This is a genomic window from Rhodococcus sp. GQ147, assembly GCF_059759155.1.
In genome coordinates this window covers 59,358-82,796 of the sequence record NZ_JCAXDU010000017.1, presented here as the reverse complement: position 1 = coordinate 82,796, position 23,439 = coordinate 59,358, and the positions used below count along the sequence as shown (strand labels likewise).

Here is a 23,439-nt window from a genome sequence, read left to right as displayed (position 1 = left end):
CGGCACCGCCATTTCTATAACGTGTTCTACATGACGAAGCAGGAGTACGACATCGTTGTCGTCGGCAGCGGTGCCGGCGGAATGACCGCCGCCATCACCGCAGCCCGCAAGGGCGCCGACGTGGTCCTGATCGAGAAGGCGTCGCGCTACGGCGGGTCGAGCGCCCGATCGGGCGGCGGTGTGTGGATTCCCAACAACGAGGCGCTGAAGTCCGCCGGGGTGGACGACACCCCCGAAGAAGCCCGGAAGTACCTCCACAGCATCATCGGCGACGGCGTACCTGCCGAGAAGATCGACACCTACATCGATCGCGGACCGGAGATGCTCTCCTTCGTCCTGAAGAACAGCGCCCTCGAACTGCAATGGGTACCGGGCTATTCCGACTACTACCCCGAGGCGCCGGGCGGACGTCCCAGTGGCCGTTCGGTCGAACCGACGCCCTTCGACGGCCGCCGTCTCGGCGAGGATCTCGCTCTCCTCGAACCCGACTACGCCCGAGCTCCCAAGAACTTCGTCATCACCCAGGCCGACTACAAGTGGCTGAACCTGCTCATGCGGAATCCGCGCGGACCGGTTCGCGCCATGCGGGTCGGCGCTCGGTTCGTCTGGGCGAACATCACCAAGAAGCACCTGCTCGTCCGAGGCCAGGCGCTCATGGCCGGGCTGCGGATCGGTCTGCGCGACGCCGGTGTGCCCCTGCTACTGGAGACGGCGCTCACCGACCTCGTCGTCGAAGACGGGGTCGTGCGCGGCGTCGAGGTGGTCGCGAACGGCGAGAAGTGCGTCATCCGTGCCCGCAAGGGCGTGATCCTCGCAAGCGGCGGTTTCGAGCACAACGCCGAGATGCGGGCGCAGTACCAGCGTCAGCCGATCGGCACCGAGTGGACCGTGGGCGCGAAGGCGAACACCGGAGACGGCATCCGCGCCGGACAGAAGCTGGGCGCCGCAGTCGATTTCATGGACGATGCCTGGTGGGGACCGTCCTTCACTCTCACCGGCGGCCCGTGGTTCGCACTGTCGGAACGCAGCCTCCCCGGGTGCCTCATGGTCAACGCCGCAGGCAAGCGTTTCGTCAACGAGTCGGCGCCCTACGTCGAAGCGACGCATGCGATGTACGGCGGCAAGCACGGCCGCGGCGAGGGACCGGGCGAGAACATCCCCAGCTGGCTGATCCTCGATCAGCGCTACCGCGACCGCTACACCTTCGCCGGCATCACCCCCCGCACTCCCTTCCCCCGTCGGTGGCTCGAGGCCGGGGTGCTCGTCAAGGCCGGTTCCGTCGCCGAACTCGCCGAGAAGATCGGGGTACCGGCCGACGCCCTCACCGAGACGGTGCAGCGGTTCAACGGCTTCGCCCGGGCCGGCAAGGACGAGGACTTCGGCCGCGGCGAATCCCACTACGACCACTACTACGGGGATCCGCGCAACAAGCCGAATCCGAGCCTCGGCGTGGTCGACAAGGCCCCGTTCTACGCGTTCAAGGTGGTCCCCGGCGATCTCGGCACCAAGGGCGGGCTCGTCACCGATGTCCATGGCCGGGTGGTGCGCGAGGACGGCAGCGTGATCGACGGCCTGTACGCGACCGGTAACGCCAGCTCCCCGGTCATGGGTCACACCTACGCCGGGCCCGGCGCCACCATCGGACCGGCGATGACCTTCGGCTATCTCGCGGCCCTGGACATCCTGGACCGCACGCGTGACGAACGTGCCGAAGAGCTGCGAGAATCCGCCGACACCGTGTGACCCGATCGACTCGCGTTCGAGCCGTAGAAAGGAAGTACCCGTGCCCATCGATCCCTCGGTTGCCGTCGGAGCCGAACTGCCCGCTCAGGAGTTCGAGTGGAGCAGCACCGATGTCCAGCTCTACAACCTCGGCATCGGTGCCGGGTCCCATCCCACCGACGCGGGTGAACTGCGTTACCTCCGGGACAGGGGTCCCCAGGTACTCCCCACCTTCGCGACCGTCGCCGCGACCTTCCACCAGGTCGAGCCGCCGAAGGTCTCGTTCCCCGGGATCGAGATCGATCTCGCCAAGGTCGTCCACGGCAGCCAGGAGGTGACCGTGCACGCGCCCATCCCCGCTTCGGGCAAGGGCCGCACGGTCACCCGCATCGCCGAGGTGTGGGACAAGGGCAAGGCCGCGGTCGTCGTGCAGGAATCGGTGACCGAGGATCTCGACGGCAATCCCCTGTGGACCGCGCGGTCGTCGATCTTCGCCCGCGGTGAGGGTGGTTTCGGCGGCGAGCGCGGCCCGTCGGAGTCGGTGGAGTATCCCGATCGTGAACCGGACGCCGAGTTCGACGTGCCGACCCTTCCACAGCAGGCGCTGCTCTACCGCCTGTGCGGCGACCGCAATCCCCTCCACTCCGATCCCGAGTTCGCATCCGCGGCGGGCTTCCCGGCACCGATTCTGCACGGGCTGTGCACCTACGGCATCGTGTGCAAGGCGGTGACCGACGGTCTGCTCGACGCCGACGCATCGCGCGTGAAGGGATTCCGCGCCCGGTTCGCCGGTGTGGTCTTCCCCGGCGAGACCCTCCGGGTGCGCGTGTGGAACGACGGCGACCGCAAACTCGTGACCGTCTCCGTCATCGAACGCGATCTCGCCCCTGCCCTGGCCGACGTGGTACTCACCGTGGCGTGATCGCCACGCCCTCCCGAAAGAGCGACATTCGAACATGACACTTCGTGATTCGTCGCCGCGCCTGTCGCGGCGCGGTTTCCTCGCGGCCGGCGCCGGTGCGTTGGCGGTCTCCGCCCTCGGTGGATGGACCCCGGTACATGCCGTCCCCTCCGGGTCCGCGGCCTCGACGCTCCCCACTCCCCCGGTGTTCCCCGACGGCATCGATCTCTACCAGCAGGCGTACCAGAACTGGTCCAAGGAGATCATGCTGGACGCCATCTGGACCTGCGCGCCTCGCACCCCCGACGACGTGGTGCGCCTGGTGAACTGGGCGCACGAGAACGGATACACCATCCGTCCGCGCGGGGCCATGCACGGCTGGACACCGCTGACGATCGTCAACGGCGCACCCGTCGACCGGGTGATCCTCGCCGACACCATGCTCCATCTCGACTGGGTCCAGGTGAACCCCGGAGGCTCCCCCGCGACCGTCACGGCAGGTCCCGGCGCGACGCTCGACGTCATCACCACTGCATTGCAGGACCACGGTCTCGGACTCGCGAATCTTCCTGCGCCCGGCGTGTTGTCGATCGCCGGGGCGCTCGCCGTCAACGCGCACGGCGCCGCCCTGCCCGCCAACGGTGAATCCACCCTCCCCGGTCACACCTTCGGGTCGCTGAGCAATCTCGTGACCGAACTGACCGCCGTCGTGTGGGACGGCAGCGCCTACGCACTGCGTACCTTCACCCGCGCCGATCCCGAGATCACCCCGCTGCTCACGCATCTCGGCCGGACGTTCATCACGTCCGTCACGTTGCAGGCCGGACCGAACTATCGCATGCGCTGCCAGTCCTTCACCGACATCACCTGGCAGGAACTGTTCTCCCCCGCCGGTTCGCCGGGTCGGACCTTCGAGTCGTTCGTCGATTCGGCGGGGCGGGCCGAGGCGATCTGGTATCCGTTCACGGAACGTCCGTGGATGAAGGTGTGGTCGCTCGCACCGGAGAAGCCGGCCACCTCGCGGGAGGTCACCGGGCCGTACAACTACCCGTTCTCCGACAACGTGCCCGAACCGATCACCGACCTGCTGGGGCACATCACGGCCGGGAACACTTCGATCGCACCGGCTTTCGGTCAGACCTATTACGGCGTGACCGTGGCCGGTCTCGCAGCGACGGGATCGTCCGACATCTGGGGCTGGTCGAAGGATCTGCAGTTCTACATCAAGGCGACCACCCTGCGACTGACCGAGGGTGGCGGTGCGGTGCTCACGAACCGCGCCAACATCGCCAACGTGATCCACGACTTCGCGCACTGGTTCTCCGAGCGCATCGAGTACTACCGCAGCCTGGGACAGTTCCCTCTCAACGGTCCGGTCGAAATCCGGTGCTGCGGACTGGATCGGCCGGAGGACGTCCTCGTCCCGTCGGCGGGACCGCCGACGATCGCGTCGACCCGCCCGCGTCCCGACCACCCGGAATGGGACACCGCCATCTGGCTCAACGTTCTCGGTGTCCCGGGAACTCCCGGCATGTTCGCCTTCTACCGGGAGATGGAGCAGTGGATGCGGCAGCGGTACAACGGAAGCGACTCGACCTTCCGGCCGGAATGGTCGAAGGGCTGGGCGTTCGGTCCCGACCTGCCGTACACCGACGAGCAGATCCTGACGCAGGGCCTGCCCGACACCTACCGGGAAGGTGTTCCCTCGGACGAGAACTGGGATTCGGCTCGCGCGGTCTACAACCGTCTCGATCCGCATCGGGTCTTCAGCAACACCTTCATCGACACCCTGCTCCCCTGATCTCCCACGGGCGTCCTCGCTCACCACGGGCACAGCGCAGTCCTTTGCTAGGGTTCGCACCATGCGGAACGTGCGAAGGTGGATCGGTGCTGCTGCTGTGCCCGTGCTGGTTCTCGCGGGAGGTGTGACACTCGCGGGAACCGCGGTGGCCCTTCCCGACACGGGTTCGGTCGCCGTGTCGAACGGCACCGACGCCCCGGTGACCTTCGAGGCCGACGGCACCACCTTCCACGGCAGCCTCCGCAACCCGGACGGAGCCGCGGTGGCCGCCGCACTGCTGCTCCCGGGCAGCGGCACCACCGATCGCAACGGCAACCAGCCCGGCTGGGCGGCCGACACCCTGGTGCGCACCGCGGACGCACTCGCCGCCCACGGCATCGCGAGCCTGCGCTTCGACAAGATCGGGGCCGGTGAGACGGGCCTCGGGTCCTACACGGTCGAGACCATCGGCGAGTACGGCTTCACCGAGCAGGTCGACCACGCCGAAGCCGCGGTGCGTCTGCTCGCTGAACACACCGGAGTCTCCCCCGAGGAGATCCTCGTCCTCGGACACAGCGAGGGTGCACTGACCGCGCTCGCACTCGCCGATCGCGGTATCGGAAGCGGCTTCGCACTTCTCGCTCCGCTGCCGATGCGCTACCTGGACCTGCTGACCGCCCAGCTGAATGCCGTGGTGGATTCCGGACAGCTCGGCCCCGACGGCGAGGCGGTCCGGGCCGACCTGCCGCGTGCCGTCGAGTCGCTGCGGACGACCGGGGCCTTCCCCACCGATCTGCACCCGATCCTCGCGCAGTTCGGCATGAACCCCGCGAACGCGAAGTTCCTCTTCGAGTCCGACCAGCTCGACCCGGTTGAGCTCGCCGCGGAGCTGGCGGCCGACACCCCGGTGCTGCTCACCTGTTCCGACAAGGACCTGAACATCAACTGCGCGCAGGTCGAGCCGCTGCGAAACGCCCTCGCCCACACCGACCTGCAGTTCGAGCACTTCACCACCGCCAACCACAGTCTCGAGGAACTCGGCCCGCTGCAGCCCGGCCCGGCCGACCAGGTGGCGCTGCTGCCCACCTCGTTCGAGTTCTCGGCGGCGATCGACAGTTGGGCGGCCGCACGCGGTCGCTGACTGTCGTGTTGTAGGTGATTGTCGTGGTGTAACTCGGGTATCCCGGGCACATGACAGCACTGCACGCCGTGGCCCTGAACTGCACGCTCAAGCCGTCCCCCGCCGAGTCCAGCACCGACAAGATGGTGGCGCACGTGTTCGACGCACTGTCGAAGCACGACGTCAGCGTCGAAACCGTCCGGGTCGTCGACTTCGACGTCAAGCCCGGTGTCGAAGCCGACATGGGCGATGGGGATCAATGGCCGGAGATCGTCGAGCGCATCGTCTCGGCCGACATCCTGCTCGTCGCCACACCGACCTGGGTGGGACACATGTCGAGCGTCGCCCAGCGCGTCCTCGAGCGGCTCGATGCCGAACTGTCGAACACCGACGACGAGAACCGTCCACGCATGGTGGGCAAGGTCGGGATCGCCGCAGTCGTCGGCAACGAGGACGGCGCGCACAAGATCGTCGCCGACCTGTTCCAGAGCCTCAACGACATCGGTTTCTCGATCCCTGCGCAGGGCTCGACCTACTGGAACGGCGAGGCGATGTCGGGCACCGACTTCAAGGATCTCGACGAGATCCCCGAAGCGGTGCGCTCGACCACCGAATCCGTCGCCCGCAACGCCGTGCACCTGGCGACGCTGTTGCGTCAGCGCCAGTACGCGCCCTACCCGGGATGAACCCACCCGCCGGCCGGACGCCGACGGTCAGCGGCTGACGGCCTTCTGGTACCTGCGGATCGCGAACGGCACGAACACGATCAGCATCAACGCTGTCCACATCAACGACGCGAGGACCGGATTCTGCAGGGGCCACACGTCGGGGGGCGGCACCATGGGATTGGTGTTGCCGAACAGTTCGCGGACCGCCTGCGTGACGGCCGAGATGGGATTCCATTCGGCGATGACGCGCAGCACCGTCGGCATCGACGACGGGTCGACGAACGTGTTTGCGATGAACGACAGCGGGAAGATCACCATGAAGCTCGCGTTGTTGAAGACCTCGGGTGTGCGGATCCACATGCCGATCACGGCCATCACCCACGACAGGGCGTAGGCGAACAACAACAGCAACAGGTAGCCGGCGAGCGCCTCACCGACCGAGGTGTTGATCCGCCACCCCACGAGAAGACCGGTCAACGACATCACCACGAGGCTGAGCACATTGATCAGCACGTCGGTGCTGGTGCGTCCGATGAGCACCGCGGACGGGGCCATCGGCAGCGACCGGAACCGGTCGATGATGCCCTTCTGCAGGTCTTCGACCATCCCGAGGCCCGTCCAGGTGGATCCGAAGATGACCGTCTGGGTGAAGATGCCTGCGATGAGGAACTCCCGGTACGAGACGCCGGGAACGTCGATCGCGCTGCCGAAGACGTATGCGAAGAGCAGCACGAACATGATCGGCGACAGCGTCGTGAAGACCAGCAGATCCGGCACACGCTTGATCTTGATCATGTTGCGCTTGGCAATGGTCAGGCCGTCGGATGCGACCATCTCGAGTGTGTTCACGACACCGCCTCCTCGACCTTCTCGTCCGTGCCGCGACCGGTGAGCGTGAGGAACACGTCGTCGAGGGTCGGTTTCCGCAGTGCGACGTCGGAGACCCGGATGCCCGCGGCCGACAGCTTCCCGAGCGCCATCACGAGCCCGTCGGTTCCGCCGCCCGAGTCGCCGCTGACCGGCACGGTGATGCGGCCGGTACTGCGCTCGACCCTGACCTCCCCGGACGCCACCGATTCGAGCTCGCGAACCGCGCGGTCGCGCTGATCGGTGTCGGTCACGGCGAGTTCGATGCGTTCGCCACCGACGCGGCTCTTGAGCTCGTCGGCCGTGCCGCGGGCGATGACCGTGCCCCGATCGATCACGACGATGTCGTCGGCGAGGCGTTCGGCCTCGTCCATGTACTGCGTCGTCAGCAGCAGCGTCGTGCCGCGTTGCACGAGGGTGTCGATGACGTCCCACAACCCGAGGCGGGCCCGCGGATCGAGACCCGTCGTGGGTTCGTCGAGGAACAGCACCGGAGGATCGGCGACGAGCGCACCGGCGAGGTCGAGGCGGCGTCGCATACCGCCCGAATAACCCTTGACCGGGCGATCGCCCGCTTCTTCGAGATCGAACTGTTCGAGCAACTCGCGTGCCCGGAGGCGACTGCGTTTGGCGCCGAGGTGGTACAGCCGGCCGACCATCTCGAGGTTCTCGAAGCCTGTGAGATATTCGTCGACCGCCGCGTACTGCCCCGATGCTCCGATCCTGGAGCGGAGCTTTCGCGCCTCGGTGAGGACGTCGTATCCCGCCACTTCGGCGCGACCGGCATCGGGGACGAGCAGTGTCGTCAACACCCGCACCGTGGTGGTCTTTCCGGCCCCATTGGGCCCGAGCAGCGCGGTGACCGTCCCCTCCGGCACTCGCAGATCTACCCCGTCGAGCGCTCTGAGCTGCCCGTATGTCTTGATCAGTCCTTCTGCAACTATGGCGTCGGCCATCAGTTTCTCCCCTGACTGTGGTGGTGAGCACAGTGTGCACGAAGAGACCGACACGGTTCGACGGGTTTTCTCATCGCTCCGCCGGGAGGATCGCTCAGCCCGTCACCCGGGCGGCGTTGCCGGCGTCGATCGGCAGCACGGTGCCGGAGATGTGTGCGGACGCCTCGTCGGCGAAGAACAGAACCGCACGGGTGACCTCGGCCGGGTCGAGCCACGGCACCGGTTGTGCGTGCAGGGAGGTGAACACCGGAGCGACATCGTCGGCGGTCGGATGTTCGAGGTCGGGCCGCAGCATCCCGTAGAGCGCGTCGTTGTGGATCATCGGCGTGGAGATGTTGCCCGGGGCGACGGCGTTGACGGTGATGCCGTTCTGCGCGAGGTCCAGGGCGGCGCTCTTCGTCAGACCGATCACGCCCCACTTCGACGCCGCATACGCGGCCATGTTGGTGTTGCCCGCTCGGCCAAGCATCGACGACACCGTGACGATACGACCGTAGCCGCGTTCGATCATCCCCGGCGTGACCGCGGCGACGGTGTTGAACACCCCGGTGAGATTGGACGCGATCGCTTCGTCCCACATCTCCTGCGGCATGCGGTACACCGGTGCCGCGACCGACACCCCGGCATTGGCGACCGCGATGTCGATCCGCCCGAGTTCGGCGTGGGCACGAGCCACCAGCGCGTCCATCGCCGGACGGTCGGCGGTGTCGAGTGTCGCAGAGACGGCGCGGCGACCGGTCGCCTCGACGAGTTGCACCGTCTCCGCGAGGTCCTCCTCGGTCGCCAGCGGATATCCCACCACCGGTGAGTCGGAACACCGGTCGCAGACGACCACGTCGGCGCCTGCCTCGGCGAATGCGACGGCGTGCGAGCGTCCTTGGCCCCGCGCCGCTCCCGTCACGAATGCGACCTTGCCCTCGAAACCCATCATGACGTCCTTCCGTCGGCGCGTGATCACCTCCCTTGTACCGCGCCGAGCGAAAGGACGGATGGGTGATTCCCGGACAGCGGACATGCCCGGGGAGCAGGCACGAATCAGACGGGGATCAGAGCCCGGTCCGGGCCTTCACCCGTCCCTGTTCGATGGCGTCGTGCAGCGCCTGCAGGTCGCGTTCGTTGCGGTCCGCGTAGGCCACCGCGAACGACGAGACCGCCTCGTCGAACTCCTCGTCCGTGCCGAGATAGGCCGCCAGTGCGATCCGGTCGCCGGCCCGCGCATGGGCGAAGGCGAGGACTCGGCCGCAGAGTCGGCCGTAGAGCTTCAGGCCCTTGGGCACCATCTCCTCGATCACCGCCGAACCCTTGCCGTCGCGGAGCTGACGGATATAGAAATCCCGGTTCACCCCGTCGGCCCCGGCGCCCTGCTGCCAGCCGAGGAAGATGTCGCTCGCCGACTGCATCAGCCGCTGACCGTTGACGACCCGTTCGCCCTCGTTCCGGAAGGTCGGACCGTCGACGTAGTACGACAGCACCGAACGCTGGGCCTCCTTCGCCTGCAGGAACAACGGATCGTCGTCGTCCGCACCGCGCAGCAGGAGGATCCACGCCCGCGTGCCGACACTGCCCACTCCGACGACCTTCCGCGCGGCCTGGACCAGTTCGAACTGTTCGAGGAGGACTCGGCGGTCCCACTGTAGTGTCGCCCGGTACGAACGGACACGGCCGTACAACTCGTCGTAGATCGCCTCGGCGTCGAGGTCGGCGAAGACCTCTTCGACGGGCACGATGAGCGGCGGATCGCTGATGATCCGGCGGTGACCGTCGATGATGGTGGTCAGCTTCTCCAGTGCCTGGAGGCTGTCGCGGCGCGAGGCCTTGTCGAGCGCTTTCCGCGTGCGTTTCTTCATCTTCGCATCCAGCAGGCCACCCAACCCCGCTATCTCGGTCGTGGGATCGAGGTGGGAGTACCGCACGGCCAGATTTCCGAGTTGCGCTTGCCTACAGATCGTCTCGCGGTACTCTGCGGCACATGCCCGGGTGATCTTCCGGCGTTCCTTCGCGGTGAACCCGTTGTCGCGACCGGCGATCTCGAGGCTTGCGACCAGGCGCTTGACGTCCCATTCGAACGGCCCCGGATAGGTTTCGTCGAAGTCGTTGACGTCGAAGGCCGTTCTCCGTTCCGGAGTCGCGAACGGGCCGAAATTGCTCGCGTGGGCGTCGCCGCACAGCTGTGTGTGCAGACCACTGTCGGATGTGCGCGACAGATCGTCGGCCATCACCAGTGCAGCACCGCGGAAGAACGCGAACGCCGACGTCGCCATGCGGCCGTACCGGACCGGAACGAGCTGGGGGACGCGCGACTGCGCCTGACTCTCGAGCAGCGCGATCGGATCCCGGGACGACTCCCCGAGATCGGCCAGCGACTCGACGGGAGTGCCCCTCCGAGCGGCGAGACCGTTCTGGACCCGCTGTTCGCGCGTCGGATGCACGACATGTCCGTCCGTGACCGACATGGGTCCTCCCACGGGGATATCACCGGAGTGTGGGCCTTCATAGTAGGCAGGCCTGCGGTCCCCTGGGAGGGAAACGGCGTCAGGACCGCGACAGCACCAGCCCTGAGGTCGGAACTCCTGTTCCTGCCGTGACCAGGACGTGGTCGACGTCGTCGACCTGGTTGACGGCCGTGCCGCGGATCTGCCGTACGCCCTCCGCGATGCCGTTCATGCCGTGGATGTAGGCCTCGCCCAGCTGACCGCCGTGCGTGTTGATCGGTAGCCGTCCGCCCACCTGGATGCCGTCGGCGACGAAGTCCTTGGCCTCACCGCGGCCGCAGAAACCGAGTTCTTCGAGCTGCATGAGCACGTACGGGGTGAAGTGGTCGTAGAGCACGGCCGTGGCGATGTCCTGCGGCCCGATGCCCGCCTGCTCCCACAACTGGTCGCCGACGATGCCCATCTCCGGCAGGCCTGTGAGCCCGTCCCGGTAGTAGCTGGTCATGATGTACTGATCGGGTCCGCTCCCCTGCGCCGCGGCCGCGATCATCGCTGGGGTCTGCTTCAGGTCCTTCGCCCGCGCGGCGCTGGTGACGACGATCGCGACGCCGCCGTCCGATTCCTGGCAGCAGTCGAGCAGGTGCAGCGGCTCGGCGATCCACCGCGAGTTCTGGTGGTCCTCGAGCGTGATCGGCTTGCCGTGGAAGAACGCCTTCGGGTTCGTGGCGGCGTGCGCCCGATCCGCGACCGCCACGGCGCCGAAGTCGGCGCTCGTCGCACCGGAGACGTGCATGTAGCGTTGCGCGACCATCGCGACGAACGAGGCCGGTGTGCTCAGCCCGTGCGGGTAGGAGAACGCGTTGTCGGTTCCCGACGAATTCACCTGTGCGGCAAGGTCAATGTTGACCTGCCCGTACCGCGCGCCGGACCGCTCGTTGAACGCCCGGTACGCGACCACCACGTCGGCCACGCCGGTCGCGACGGCCATCGCCGCCTGCTGCACCGTCGCGCACGCCGCACCGCCGCCGTAGTGGATGCGGGAGAAGAACTTCAGGTGGGGAATGCCCACCGAACGGGCCACGGCCACTTCGGTGTTGGTGTCCATCGTGAACGAGACCAGACCGTCGACGTCGGCCGGGGTCAGTCCCGCGTCGTCGAGGGCGGCGCACACCGCTTCGGCCGCGAGGCGGAGTTCGCTGCGGCCGGAGTCCTTCGAGAAGTCGGTCGCGCCGATGCCGACGATCGCCGCTGCACCCGACAGGCCGCTCATGCGGTGCCTCCGATCACGACAGTGGCTGTGGCCGTGATGTGTTTGCCCAGACTGTTGGTGCCGGTGATGTCGACGGTGACCAGTCCGTCCTCGACGGACGCGACGGTACCCGAGAGGGTCAGGGTGTCGTAGGCGTACCAGGGCACACCCAGTCTCAGCGAGATCGACTTCACCACCGCGCGGGGGCCGGCCCAGTCGGTGACGTAGCGCTGCACGAGGCCGGTGTCGGTGAGGATGTTGACGAAGATGTCCTTCGATCCGCGCTGCTGTGCCTTGTCGCGGTCGTGGTGCACGTCCTGGAAGTCGCGTGTGGCCAGGGCCGTCGACACGATGAAGGTGGGATCGGCGTGGATCTCGAGGGAGGGCAGGCTCTCGCCCGTCGTGACGGTCGGGGTGCTCACACGTCCTCCTCGAGGGGCTTCCAGGCGTACAGCGTCCACGGCTGCCCGCCGGTCTCGTCGTCGCCGGGGAAGTCGAGGAAGGTGACCTCGACCGGCATCCCGATGCGTACCTGTCCAGGGTCGACGTCGCGGAGTTCACCGAGCATCCGGACACCCTCGTCGAGTTCGACGAGCGCGACGACGAAGGGCACCTGCCGCCCCGGCACCTTGGGCGCGTGGTGGACGACGAAGCTGAACACCGTTCCGCGACCGGAGGATACGACGTAGTCGGTGGTTTCCGACTTGTCGAGCCAGAGCGCCGGGACGGGTGGGTGCTGCAGGGTGCCGTCGGGGCGTCGCTGGATGCGCAGTTCGTGGGTGGCCACGCCGTCCCAGAAGAATTGCGTGTCGCGGGAGACGGACGGGCGGAGCATCCGCGTGGGGTCGAGATCGTCGGGTACCGCGGATGTGGGCCGGTCTTCCGACGTCTCCGCGCGCTCGTCCTTCGACGGCGGTGCGAACTTCAGGATGCGGAAGAGCATCTCGGCGACGACCTCGTCGCCGACCTTCCACAGGTTGCGGGTGGTGAAGAACCATCCCTCTCCGAGCCCGGTCCGCTTCGGGCCGACGACGTCCTCGAGGGTGGATTCGATCGTCACCTGCTCGCCGTGGCGCAGGTAGCGGTGGTAGATCTGGTCGCAGTTGGTGGCGACCACCGAGGTGTAGCCGGCGTCGTCGAGGATCTGCGTCATCCGGCCGAGCGGGTCGTCCTTCTCGCGTTCGGCGCCGAGGCCGCGCATCGTCCACACCTGCGCCATCGCGGGCGGGGCCACGAGACCACCGTGACCGGCTGCGATCGCCGCGGTCTCGTCGGTGTAGATCGGGTTGTCGTCGCCGATCGCCTCGAGCCAGTTGCGGATCATCGGCATGTTCACCGGATCGCGGCCGGGTCGCGGCGCGGACGGGCCGTCGCCGCGGACCTTCTCGGCCGCCTGCCGGATCTCCTCGGGGATCCTCCCCCGAGCATCTCGTGTCACCGAACCTTGTGTCACCGAATCTCGTGTCACCGAATCTCGTGTCACCGAATTCTCCTGCCTCACCGCGGGACCCGCGGCATGCCCAGACCGGCGGTGGCGATCAGTTCGCGCATCACCTCGTTGACGCCACCGCCGAAGGTGATGACGACATTGCGTTTGGCCATCATGTCGAGCCAGCGGAGCAGATCGGCGGTGTCGTCGTCGGCCGGATCGCCGAAGGCACCGACGATCTCCTCGGCGAGGCGCCCGACGCGCTGGATCCGCTCGGTGGCGAACACCTTGGTCGCCGAGGCATCGGCGATGTCGACGGCGTCGTTGCTGCTCGCCGCGACCTGCCAGTTGAGCAGTTCGTTGAGTCGCCAGGTCGCGTGGATCTCGCCGAGTGCGCGTCGCACCTCGGGGCGGTCCCGGAGTTCGTGGGCGCGGACCCATTCGACGAGCCGGTCGTAGATGCCGGCGACGCGACCGGCCGGGCCGAGCATGACGCGTTCGTGGTTGAGTTGGGTGGTGATGAGCTTCCAGCCCTTGTTCTCCTCGCCGACGAGCATCTCGACGGGAACGCGTACGTCGCTGTAGTAGGTGGCGTTGACGTGGTGGGCACCGTCGCACGTGATGATCGGCGTCCAGCTGAAGCCGGGATCCTTGGTGTCGACGATGAGCACGGAGATGCCGCGGTGACGCGAGTCGGCGGGGCCGGTGCGGACGGCGAGCCAGATGTAGTCGGCGTCGTGCCCGCCGGTGGTGAAGATCTTCTGTCCGTTGACGATGTAGTGGTCGCCGTCGCGGACGGCGGTGGTGCGCAGGGCGGCGAGGTCGGTACCGGCCTCGGGTTCGGAGTAGCCGATGGCGAAGTGCACCTCGCCGGCGAGGATGGCGGGCAGGAACTTTCGCTTCTGTTCGTCGGTCCCGTAGACCTGCAGGGTCGGGCCGACGGTCTGCAGGGTGACGCTCGGCAACGGCACGTCGGCGCGGACGGCCTCGTTGGCGAAGATCTGCTGTTCCACGTCGCCGAAGCCGCGGCCGCCGAACTCGACGGGCCAGCCTACGCCGAGCCAACCGTCCTTGCCCATGCGACGCACGACCTCGCGATAGGTGGGGCCGTGCCGCTCCGTGCGCATGATCGCAGCCTCCTCGGGTGAGACGAGGCTGCTGAAGTAGCGCCGCAGTTCGGCTTGCAGTGCGCGCTGGTCGTCGGTCAGATCGATGAACACCGGGCCCCCACGAGGTCGAGTCGGTACGAGGCGCCGCCGAGCAACCGGGCGAGGTCCTTGGCGGTCGACGAGTACTTGTGCAGCGGATAGGTCTCGTCCACACCCACGCCGCCGTGCAGGTGGTGCAGCACCCGCATGGCCGGCGGCAGTTCGGCGGCGATCCAGTAGGCGGTGATGTCGAGATCGTCCGCGGCGTCGAGACCTTCGGCCAGGCGCCAGACCGACGACAGCGCCGCGACGTGCAGGGTGCGGGCGGTGACGTAGACGTCGGCGATCTGCTGTGCGACGGCCTGGAAGGTCGCGAGCGGCTTGCCGAACTGGTGCCGCTCGCTGACGTGCTTCGCCGTGAGTTCGGTTGCCCCGGAGAGCAGTCCGTCGGCGAAGGCCGCCACGGCAGCGAGCGCGATCCGGTGGAGCATCGCCACAGCGTCGGTGCCGGATTCGGCGAGCAGGACACCCACGGGGCCGTCGGCGCGCACCGAGAACTCGGGAGAGCCGGTCGAGGTGGGGCTCGAACGCAGGGTCATGCCCACGGCGTCGGGAGCCACCGCGACCACGCCTGCGTCGGTGGGCAGCAGCACCACGCGTGCCCGATCGGCGTAGGGCACGGCGACGAACGAACCGGTGACCGCGTGGCCCCCGTCGGTGGCGACCGCCGTGGCGGCCGGTTGCTCCGGGAAGGCGCGCCCCGGTCCGCCGAGCGCGGCCGTGAGCACGGCTCCTTCGGCGACGCCGGCGAGCAGGTCGTCCTGTTGCTGTTCGGAGGCGAGCGCGAGGATCGGCAGCACGCCCAGGCCGAGGGTGGCCAGGGCCGGGGTCTGCGCGGCTCCGCGTCCGATCTCGGTGAGCACGGTGGCGACCTCGCCGAGCCCGAGGCCCGACCCGCCGAGACGCTCCGGCAGAGCGAGCGAGAGCAGGTCGGCGTCGGCCAGCGCGGCCCACAACGCGTCGTCGGTGAGGCCGCGTTTCAGGAGACCGGCCGCCACACCGGCGATTTCCTCCTGTGTCTCGTCACGTGCGAAGTCCACGGTCACCCACCTTCGAATAGAACGTGTTCTAGTTGTAGCACTCCCCGGCGCCCTGCGGAAGGACCGCTCAATCGCGCGGCAGGCCCAGGAGTCGCTCGGCCGCCATGGTGAGCAGGATCTGCTCGGTTCCGCCGGCGATCGTCAGGCACCGGGTGTTGAGGAACTCCCGGGTGAGCGGACCTTCCACCCAGCCGGCCTCGCCCGCGAGATCCATGGCGAGCTCGGCGGTGTCCTGCCGCTGCCGCACACCGATGAGCTTGCGGACGCTGGACGCGGCGCCCGGATCCTGCCCTTCGAGCTGCGCGAGGGTCGCCCGCAGATCGAGGAGCGAACCGACCGTCGCCTCCCCGATCTGCGTCGCGATGCGGTCCTCGGCGACGGGATCGCCGGGGGTCGACAGTTCGAGCAGTTCCTCGATGCGCGGCCCCAGCGACGATTTGCCCCCCATTGCGACGCGTTCGTTGGCGAGGGTCGTGCGGGCCAGCTTCCAGCCGTCGCCGAGATTGCCCACCACGCAGTCGTCCGGCACGAAGACCGAATCGAGGAAGACCTCGTTGAACAACGCGTCGCCGGTGATCTCGCGCAGCGGCGAGATCGTGATGCCCGCCGACTTCATGTCGACGAGGAAGTAGGTGATGCCCTTGTGCTTGGGGACGTCGCGGTCGGTGCGGGCGAGACAGATCGCCCAGTCCGCCTGCTGTGCGAGCGAGGTCCACACCTTCTGTCCGCGCAGCACCCATCCGCCGTCGGCCTTCTCGGCACTCGTGCGCAGCGACGCGAGGTCCGAGCCGGCGCCGGGTTCGGAGAACAGCTGACACCAGACCACGTCGCCGCGCAGGGTGGGCATCACGAAACGCTCGATCTGCCCGAGTGTTCCGTGTGCGAGGACGGTCGGAATCGCCCACCAGCCGATCACGAGGTCGGGACGTTCGATGCCGGCGGCGGCGAGCTCCTCCTGAACGACGAGCTGTTCGGCGGCGCCGGCTCCGCGACCGTAGGGCGGCGGCCAGTGCGGCGCGAGCAGGCCCGACTCGGCGAGGGCGACACGGCGCTCGGATTCGGGTGCGGCGGCGATCTTCTCGACCTCCGCACGGATCCGCGCGCGTTTCTCCTCGTGATCGGACAGGTCGATACCGAGGTGACGGCGCGCGCCGTCGCGGACCAGGGTCGTCAGCCGCGAGCGCCACGCGGTGGAACCGCCGAGCACCTGGCGGGTGGCGACCGCACGGCGGAGATAGAAGTGTGCGTCGTGTTCCCATGTGAACCCGATGCCGCCGAGCACCTGGATCGCGTCCTTGGCGGTCTGCACCGCGGCATCGAGTGCGATCGCTGCGGCGGCCGCCGCCGCGATCGGCAGTTCGTCGGGCTGCGCGTCGACGGTGACCGCCGCATCCCAGGCCACGGCCCGGATCTTCTCGGTGCGGCAGAGCATTTCGGCGCAGATGTGTTTGACGGCCTGGAACGAACCGATCGGTTTTCCGAACTGTTCGCGGATCTTCGCGTACTCGACGGCGGTGGTCAGCGCCCAGCCGGCGAGACCGGCCAGCTCCGCGGCGGCGAGGCCGGCGGTCAGGTCGCGCACGAAGCCGGCCGGGACGGTCGCGACCCGATCGACCGGGACCGTCGCGTCGTCGAGGCGGACGCGGGCCACCGCGCGGGAGGCGTCGATGGTCTCGAGCGGTTCGATGTGCAGACCCGGATCATCGGCCTCGACGAGCGCCCAGCTCTCGACGGCCGGATCACCTTCACCCGCGACACGGACGAGCACGGCGACCCCGGCTTCGGCACCCACGGCCGGTCCGGCCTCACCGCGCAGCAGGACTCCGTCACCCGCCGGCTCCGCGGTCACGGCCGAGTCGAGAGCGAGCGCGGTGGGGACCTCACCCTCGGCGAGCCGTTCCGTCGTCTTGGCGACGGTCTCACCGGCACGGCCGAACACGAGGGCGGCCACGACGGTGGTCAGGATCGGGCCCGGTGCGAGTTCGTAGGCGGCCTGCTCGAGCATGACGGCCAGGTCCACGGTGGTCGCGCCGAGGCCGCCCGCCTCCTCCGGGACGGCGACGCCGAAGACTCCGAGTTCTGCAAGGGAGGACCAGCCGTCGCGCCACGTCGCGTCGCTTGCGCAACGTATCGTCGACATGGGGTCTACGGCACGTGACCAGGCCTGGACAGATGCCTGAACGGCCCGCTGCTCCTCGGTCGTGGCGATACTCACAGCGGTTTCCGCCCTTCCGAATGACATCATTGCTAGAACGTGTTCTAATATGGCACCGATTCAGAGTCAAGGCGTGAGGAAACGAATCTATGGCCACCCCGTCCCGCTCCCGTGCCAACGGACACGGAACTCTGACCGCCCTCACCGAGGACGATCTCAGTTCCAATGCCCAGAAGGAACGGCGCAAGCGGATTCTCGACGCCACCCTGGCGCTCGCGTCGAAGGGTGGTTACGAGGCCGTGCAGATGCGGGCGGTGGCAGAACGCGCGGACGTCGCGGTCGGCACCCTCTACCGTTACTTCCCGTCCAAGGTCCACCTGCTGGTCTCCGCCCTCGGCCGTGAATTCGCCCGCATCGAAGGCAAGGGCCGGATCCCACCCGGCCACAGCCCCCTCGAGCGCATGCACCTCATCCTGGGCCTGATCACCAAGGCCATGCAGCGCGATCCCCTGCTCACCGAGGCCATGACACGGGCGTTCATGTTCGCCGACGCTTCCGCCGCCGCCGAGGTCGACCAGGTGGGCACCCTCATGGACCGACTGTTCGCACGGGCCATGAACGACGGCGAGCCCACCGAGGAAGAACTCGCCATCGCACGCGTCATCAGCGACGTGTGGCTGTCGAATCTCGTCGCCTGGCTCACGCGCCGTTCGTCGGCCACCGATGTCGCCCGCCGGCTCGAACTGACGGTGGAGCTGCTGCTCGGCGACGGCTCGCGCGTGCCGAAGACGGTCGCGTCGGAAGCCTGACGGCGCTCGCGTCCGAAGCCCCGCGTCGCTCGCGCCGGAAGCCCCGCGGCGCTCGCGCCGGAAGCCCGACGTCCGATCCGCCGCTTCCTGTAACCGGAAACACGTGGTCGCAATACCCAGCGGGTCGGATTCGTGCCCCACTCTGACCTAACGTGGAGCAGGTGAGTGCCCACGATCTTCCGATTGACCTTCGACGTGCTCTGGTGGCTGTCGCGCGGACGCCCCGCCTGCTCGTGGCGACCGACTACGACGGCACCATCTCCCCCATCGTGAGCGATCCCGAGAAGGCCTACCCGCACGACGATGCGGTGCGGGCGCTGCGGGGCCTCGCCGCTCTGCCGTCGACGGCCGCTGCCGTCATCTCGGGACGCGCTCTCAAGGATCTCGCCGCCCTGTCGCGCCTGCCGGTCGAGGTCAAACTCGTCGGCAGCCACGGCTCCGAGTTCGACATCGGATTCGTCCACGAGATCGATCCCGACGCGAGGGACCTCCTCGCCACGATCGTCGAGGGACTGCACTCGGTGGCATCCCGGTTCGACGGCGTGCAGGTGGAGGCCAAGCCCGCGAGCGCCGCGCTGCACGTGCGCAACGCCTCTCCCGCCGATGCCGAGCAGGCCCTCGATCTCGTGCGCAGCGGCCTCGCGCTCCGGCCCGGTGTGCAGGTCACCGAGGGCAAGGCAGTCATCGAGTTGTCCGTGGTGCCCACCGACAAGGGCAAGGCGCTCGACGTCATCCGCCACCAGGAAGCCGCCAGCGCGGCGGTCTTCTTCGGCGACGACGTGACCGACGAGAAGGCCTTCCGTTCGCTGCAGGGCCCGGACGTCGGGGTGAAGATCGGCGACGGCGACACCGCCGCCGAGTACCGCGTCCGCACCAGCGAAGAGGTCATCGCCGCACTCGCGTTCCTGCTCGAGGAACGTCGCACCTGGTTGTCCGGCGCCCACGTCGCGCCGATCGAACGCCTGACCATGCTCGCGAGCCCCCGCTCGAAGGCACTCGTCACCCCCGACGGCACGATCACCTGGCTGTGCCACCCCGAACCCGATTCCGCGGCGGTGTTCGCCCATCTCCTCGGCGGTGACGCAGCCGGTCACTTCACCATCGGCCCGACCCGCCAGGCACTGCCGCTCAGCCAGCGCTACGTCGACTCGACGATGACGGTGGTGACCCGGTGGGCGTCGCTCGCGGTGATCGACTACCTCCCGCACGACGTCGAGGCCGGCCGTACCGACCTCATGCGCGTGATCACCGGGCGCGCGAGCGCGGTGGTGACCTTCGCCCCGCGACCGGAGTTCGGACAGGGACAGGTCACCCTCGAGGTCGAGGACGACGGCATCCGCGTCATGGGCTTCAACGAGCCCTACGTCCTGCGCTCCCCCGGCGTGCGGTGGGACATCACCACGGACGGCGTGCACCAGACGGCCCACGCCGTGGTCGACCCCACCGAGAACGACATCATCCTCGAACTCCGCTGCGGCACCGACGATCTCGATGAGCACCCGGTGCCGGAGGTCGAGCGTCGGGCACAGTCCGAGGCCTACTGGCACACGTGGGCGTCCCAGCTCGAGCTGCCGCCGCTCAAGCCCGATCTCATGAAGCGTTCGGCGCTCACCCTGCGGGGGCTGGTCCACGGTCCGACGGGCTCGATCCTCGCCGCGGCGACCACCTCGCTCCCCGAGGAGATCGGCGGTGTCCGCAACTGGGACTACCGCTACTGCTGGTTGCGCGACGCCGCGCTCACGGCGCAGGCGCTCGTGCGGGTCGGATCCCTCGAGGAGGCCGAGAACTATCTCGACTGGGTCCACCGCGTCCTCGAGACCGTGCCGGGCCCCGAACGTCTGCACCCGCTGTACACGCTCGCCGGCGGACCGCTGCCGCCCGAAGCCGTGATCGACTCGCTTCCCGGATACGCCGGTTCGCGGCCCGTGCGGGTAGGCAACGCGGCGAACCAGCAGGTGCAACTCGACGTCTTCGGCCCGATCGTCGACCTGATCGCCGACCTCGCGCACAGCCGCGAGTCGCGCGGCGTGTCCCACGACCGTGCCCTCACCGACCGGGACTGGGAGCTCGTCTGCTCGATGGTCACCGCGGTCGAACGGCGCTGGTTCGAACCGGACCACGGCATCTGGGAGATCCGCCACGCACCCCGCCACCATGTGTACTCGAAGGTCATGGGGTGGCTGACCGTCGACCGGGCACTGACGCTCGCCGAGAAGTTCGGCCGGACCGCCGGCGAGGGCTGGGCGGCGCTGCGCGACGAGATCGCCGAGGAGGTCACCGAGAAGGGCTGGAACGACGAGGTCCAGTCGTTCACCTCGGCCTACGACGGCACCGATCTCGACGCGGCCACCCTGTTCATCGGCCTCACCGGACTCGTCGACCCGCAGGACGAGCGGTTCCGGGCGACCGTGCAGGCCACCGAACGGGAGTTGCGCAGCGGCGCGACCGTCTACCGCTATCACAGCGACGACGGCCTGCCGGGCGCCGAAGGCGGCTTCCACCTGTGCGCGGCGTGGCTGGTCGCGGCCTACCTGCTGGTCGGGCAGCGCAACGACGCCGAGGCGCTGTTCGCGCAGCTGGTCGCGGCGGCCGGACCGACCGGGCTGCTCAGCGAGGAGTACGACCCCGTCGCGGAGCGTGCGCTGGGCAACCACCCGCAGGCGTACAGTCACATCGGTCTGCTGCGCTGCGCCCAGCTGCTGTCGGGCGCGAAGGCCACGGGCGACCGGCAGCACTGAGCTACGAGCGGGGCCGCTCGGTCACTCGGCGTACCACTCGCTCTCGACCCGACCCGAGGTGGCACCGAACCACAGCTGGGTCCCCAGGGTCTCGAGCGCGGGCACACCGGAGTGCGAGGGGGCGGCGAGGAGCAGTTCGCCTGCGCGCCGCCCCTTGTCCTTCTGCGGTTGCCTCACGGTCGTGAGGCCTTCGCGGATCGCTTCGTCGATGCCGTCGAAGCCGGTGATCGACAGGTGGCCGGGCACGTCGAGACCCATCTGATTGGCCCAGGCGAGAGCGCCGAGCGCGAGCACGTCGGTGGTGCACACGAGCGCGGTGATCCGCGGGTTCATGCGCATGATCTGCGCCGCGGCGGACAGGCCGTCCTCCGCGGTGTGGGTGTAGCGCTCGACGACGGTGAGCGATTCGGGGGCCAGCCCTGCGGCGCTCATGGCGTCCTGGACGCCGCGGATGCGTTCGCGCTGCACGTGGAAGGCGCCGGATTCGAGGGTCGACAGGTCGACGACCCCGTCGTGCCGTTCGCGGCCGAGGCGCATCGACAACATGCCGATCTGGCGGTGGCCGAGTTCGATGAGGTGGGCGGCGAGATCGCGCATCGCCCGCCGGTCGTCGATGCCCACCACCGGGGTGTTCTCGAGCCCGCGCGGCTGGTCGCACGCGACGATCGGGAGGTGCCGTTCGAGCACGGCAGCGAGATAGGGGTCCTCGGCGGGGACCGAGTAGACGACGAAGCCGTCGACGGACGAGCGGTGCACGACCTGTGCGGCCTCGTCGTCGGTCCGGCCCGGTCCGGCGGGGATGAGCAGTAGTCCCTGTCCGGCCGCTTCGCAGGCCTCGGACAGTCCCGACAGGAAACTCATGGCGGCGGGATCCCGGAAGGAATAGCTCAACGCTTCGGTGAGCAGGACCCCCACGGCTCCTGCCTTGCGGGTGCGCAGCGACCGCGCCATCGGATCCGGGCCGGCATATCCGCGTCGTTTGGCGACTTCGAGGACACGTTCGCGTAGCTCGGCGGACAACTGGTCGGGGCGGTTGTACGCGTTCGAGACCGTGGTGCGGGAGATCTTCAACTCGGCGGCAATCGACGCCAGGGTCGCCTGTCGGCGCGGCTGACGAGACCTGGACATGAGAGGACCGTAGTCCTGTGTCCATGGTCACGACCACCCAGGGATGGTAGGAGGGCTCGGTGTCGTCCGCTAAAGTGGAACGGTAACGGTTACCAATAACGTTTGGGTCGGTCGCTCGGTCGTTCCGGACCCCGTTCGTCGAAGACCGCCGATCCTCAGGAGAAGAACTGTGCGACTGTCCTCCCGCACGGCCCTCGCAGCCGCCGCCGTAGCCTGCGCGACCGCCCTCGCCGCGTGCGGCACCGATACCTCCGGCGCCGACGACGACGAGATCAGCGTCGTCGCCTCCACGAACGTGTGGGGGTCGATCGCGCAGGCGGTGGCCGGAGACCGCATCGAGGTCCGCTCGCTCATCACCGAACCGAACGCCGACCCGCACTCCTACGAGGCCAGCCCCCTCGACGCCGCGGCGATCTCCGACGCCTCGCTCGTCGTCTACAACGGCGGTGGCTACGACCAATTCGTCGACGACATCCTCGGCGCCACCGGGGACAAGCCTGCAGTCGTGGAGGCCTTCGCCCTGTTCGAATCCGGCGCGTACTCGGATCTGCACGCCGGACACGATCACGGCGACGAGGACGGCACCGACGACGCCATCGAGAGCGACTCGGAGACAACCGTTTCCGAGGACCACTCGCACGAGAGCGGTGAGGTGTCCGACGCCGGCGACGGGCACTCGCACGAGGGTCACGACCACGGCGGCATCAACGAGCACGTCTGGTACGACCTCGCGACCGCCGACGCCGTCGCGCACGCCGTCGCCGAGCAGCTCGCCGAACTCGACCCCGACGGCGCCGCCGTCTACGAGGCCAACGCCGCGGGCTTCCACGAGAACCTGCACTACGTCGCGGATGTTGTCGACAAGCTCGCCGACACACACGGCGACGCACCCGTCGCCCAGACCGAGACGATCGGCCACTACCTCGTCTCGGCCGCGACGCTCGACGACATCACTCCCCCGGATTTCACCAACGCCATCGAGAACGGCACCGATCCGTCCCCGGCGGCGATCGCGGCGACACGGCAGTTGTTGGTCGACAAGCAGGTTCGCGTCCTGATCTACAACCCGCAGACCGAGGACCGGATCAGCCGCGAGATGCGCACGGCAGCAGAGTCGTCGGGCGTCCCCGTGGTCGAGGTTTTCGAAACCCTGCCCGAAGATGTCGACTACATTCAGTGGCAGGCCCGGACCGCCGAGACCCTCGCCGCCGCGCTCGAGACCGCCTCCTGACCATCC

At 68.4% G+C, this 23,439-nt stretch carries 19 protein-coding genes; 8 read left to right on the top strand and 11 right to left on the bottom strand.

The genetic code is table 11. The features are described from left to right. Positions 1-30 precede the first annotated feature (30 nt). From kstD to AC6CID_RS18975, 5 genes are all read left to right on the top strand, one after another. Positions 31-1,743, top strand: coding sequence for a 3-oxosteroid 1-dehydrogenase (gene kstD / locus AC6CID_RS18995; RefSeq protein ID WP_006550453.1), 1,713 nt, complete (start codon positions 31-33; stop codon positions 1,741-1,743). Positions 1,744-1,783: 40 nt separating this feature from the next. Continuing rightward, a complete protein-coding gene (chsH3, locus tag AC6CID_RS18990) occupies positions 1,784-2,644 on the top strand; it encodes an enoyl-CoA hydratase ChsH3 (RefSeq protein WP_006550454.1) in 861 nt (286 codons plus the stop codon). A 34-nt stretch (positions 2,645-2,678) separates the two neighbouring features. Continuing rightward, positions 2,679-4,424 (top strand): cholesterol oxidase substrate-binding domain-containing protein, encoded by a 1,746-nt coding sequence (locus tag AC6CID_RS18985; RefSeq protein WP_498354319.1) that lies wholly within the window; start codon positions 2,679-2,681, stop codon positions 4,422-4,424. A gap of 61 nt (positions 4,425-4,485) precedes the next feature. Continuing rightward, positions 4,486-5,544 carry an alpha/beta hydrolase family protein gene (locus AC6CID_RS18980; protein WP_228044839.1) on the top strand — a complete coding sequence of 353 codons (1,059 nt, stop codon included), beginning with the start codon at positions 4,486-4,488 and terminating at the stop codon, positions 5,542-5,544. A 50-nt stretch (positions 5,545-5,594) separates the two neighbouring features. Continuing rightward, positions 5,595-6,209, top strand: a complete 615-nt coding sequence (locus tag AC6CID_RS18975) for a flavodoxin family protein (protein ID WP_019290163.1) — start codon at positions 5,595-5,597, stop codon at positions 6,207-6,209. A gap of 27 nt (positions 6,210-6,236) precedes the next feature. Here the strand turns inward: AC6CID_RS18975 and AC6CID_RS18970 are convergent, their stop codons facing one another. The 10 genes from AC6CID_RS18970 to AC6CID_RS18925 form a co-directional block, all read right to left on the bottom strand. Beyond that, a complete protein-coding gene (locus AC6CID_RS18970) occupies positions 6,237-7,025 on the bottom strand; it encodes an ABC transporter permease (protein ID WP_170318477.1) in 789 nt (262 codons plus the stop codon). A gap of 11 nt (positions 7,026-7,036) precedes the next feature. Continuing rightward, positions 7,037-8,014, bottom strand: a complete 978-nt coding sequence (locus tag AC6CID_RS18965; protein WP_033096913.1) for a daunorubicin resistance protein DrrA family ABC transporter ATP-binding protein — start codon at positions 8,012-8,014, stop codon at positions 7,037-7,039. Between the two features lie 94 nt (positions 8,015-8,108). Then, positions 8,109-8,945 carry a mycofactocin-coupled SDR family oxidoreductase gene (locus AC6CID_RS18960; protein WP_174556294.1) on the bottom strand — a complete coding sequence of 279 codons (837 nt, stop codon included), beginning with the start codon at positions 8,943-8,945 and terminating at the stop codon, positions 8,109-8,111. A 115-nt stretch (positions 8,946-9,060) separates the two neighbouring features. After that, positions 9,061-10,467, bottom strand: a complete 1,407-nt coding sequence (locus AC6CID_RS18955) for a DUF2252 domain-containing protein (RefSeq protein WP_498354318.1) — start codon at positions 10,465-10,467, stop codon at positions 9,061-9,063. 79 nt (positions 10,468-10,546) lie between these two features. After that, the gene (locus AC6CID_RS18950; protein ID WP_019290166.1) at positions 10,547-11,716 is read right to left on the bottom strand and encodes a lipid-transfer protein; all 1,170 of its coding nucleotides are present in this window, start codon (positions 11,714-11,716) and stop codon (positions 10,547-10,549) included. After that, on the bottom strand, positions 11,713-12,117 hold the full coding sequence (locus AC6CID_RS18945) for a MaoC family dehydratase (RefSeq protein WP_019290167.1): 405 nt from the start codon (positions 12,115-12,117) through the stop codon (positions 11,713-11,715). The genes AC6CID_RS18950 and AC6CID_RS18945 overlap by 4 nt, the downstream gene beginning before the upstream one ends. Further along, the gene (locus tag AC6CID_RS18940; protein ID WP_006550464.1) at positions 12,114-13,133 is read right to left on the bottom strand and encodes a bifunctional MaoC family dehydratase N-terminal/OB-fold nucleic acid binding domain-containing protein; all 1,020 of its coding nucleotides are present in this window, start codon (positions 13,131-13,133) and stop codon (positions 12,114-12,116) included. Before AC6CID_RS18940 ends, AC6CID_RS18945 begins: the two co-directional genes overlap by 4 nt. Positions 13,134-13,192: 59 nt before the next feature. Then, complete coding sequence (locus tag AC6CID_RS18935; RefSeq protein ID WP_006550465.1) at positions 13,193-14,344, bottom strand: acyl-CoA dehydrogenase family protein; 1,152 nt, start codon at positions 14,342-14,344, stop codon at positions 13,193-13,195. Then, positions 14,329-15,372, bottom strand: a complete 1,044-nt coding sequence (locus AC6CID_RS18930; RefSeq protein WP_498354317.1) for an acyl-CoA dehydrogenase family protein — start codon at positions 15,370-15,372, stop codon at positions 14,329-14,331. Before AC6CID_RS18930 ends, AC6CID_RS18935 begins: the two co-directional genes overlap by 16 nt. Before the next feature lie 67 nt (positions 15,373-15,439). Next, positions 15,440-17,587 (bottom strand): acyl-CoA dehydrogenase family protein, encoded by a 2,148-nt coding sequence (locus AC6CID_RS18925; RefSeq protein WP_498354316.1) that lies wholly within the window; start codon positions 17,585-17,587, stop codon positions 15,440-15,442. Positions 17,588-17,676: 89 nt separating this feature from the next. Between AC6CID_RS18925 and kstR the strand changes: the two genes are divergently transcribed. Next, positions 17,677-18,336 (top strand): cholesterol catabolism transcriptional regulator KstR, encoded by a 660-nt coding sequence (kstR, locus tag AC6CID_RS18920; protein ID WP_006550468.1) that lies wholly within the window; start codon positions 17,677-17,679, stop codon positions 18,334-18,336. A gap of 161 nt (positions 18,337-18,497) precedes the next feature. Then, a complete protein-coding gene (otsB, locus tag AC6CID_RS18915) occupies positions 18,498-21,074 on the top strand; it encodes a trehalose-phosphatase (RefSeq protein ID WP_498354315.1) in 2,577 nt (858 codons plus the stop codon). A gap of 21 nt (positions 21,075-21,095) precedes the next feature. Here the strand turns inward: otsB and AC6CID_RS18910 are convergent, their stop codons facing one another. Beyond that, positions 21,096-22,202 carry a LacI family DNA-binding transcriptional regulator gene (locus AC6CID_RS18910; protein WP_071936215.1) on the bottom strand — a complete coding sequence of 369 codons (1,107 nt, stop codon included), beginning with the start codon at positions 22,200-22,202 and terminating at the stop codon, positions 21,096-21,098. Between the two features lie 169 nt (positions 22,203-22,371). Here AC6CID_RS18910 and AC6CID_RS18905 point away from each other — a divergent pair, with 169 nt between their 5' ends. After that, positions 22,372-23,433, top strand: coding sequence for a metal ABC transporter solute-binding protein, Zn/Mn family (locus AC6CID_RS18905; RefSeq protein ID WP_064061069.1), 1,062 nt, complete (start codon positions 22,372-22,374; stop codon positions 23,431-23,433). Positions 23,434-23,439 lie beyond the last annotated feature (6 nt).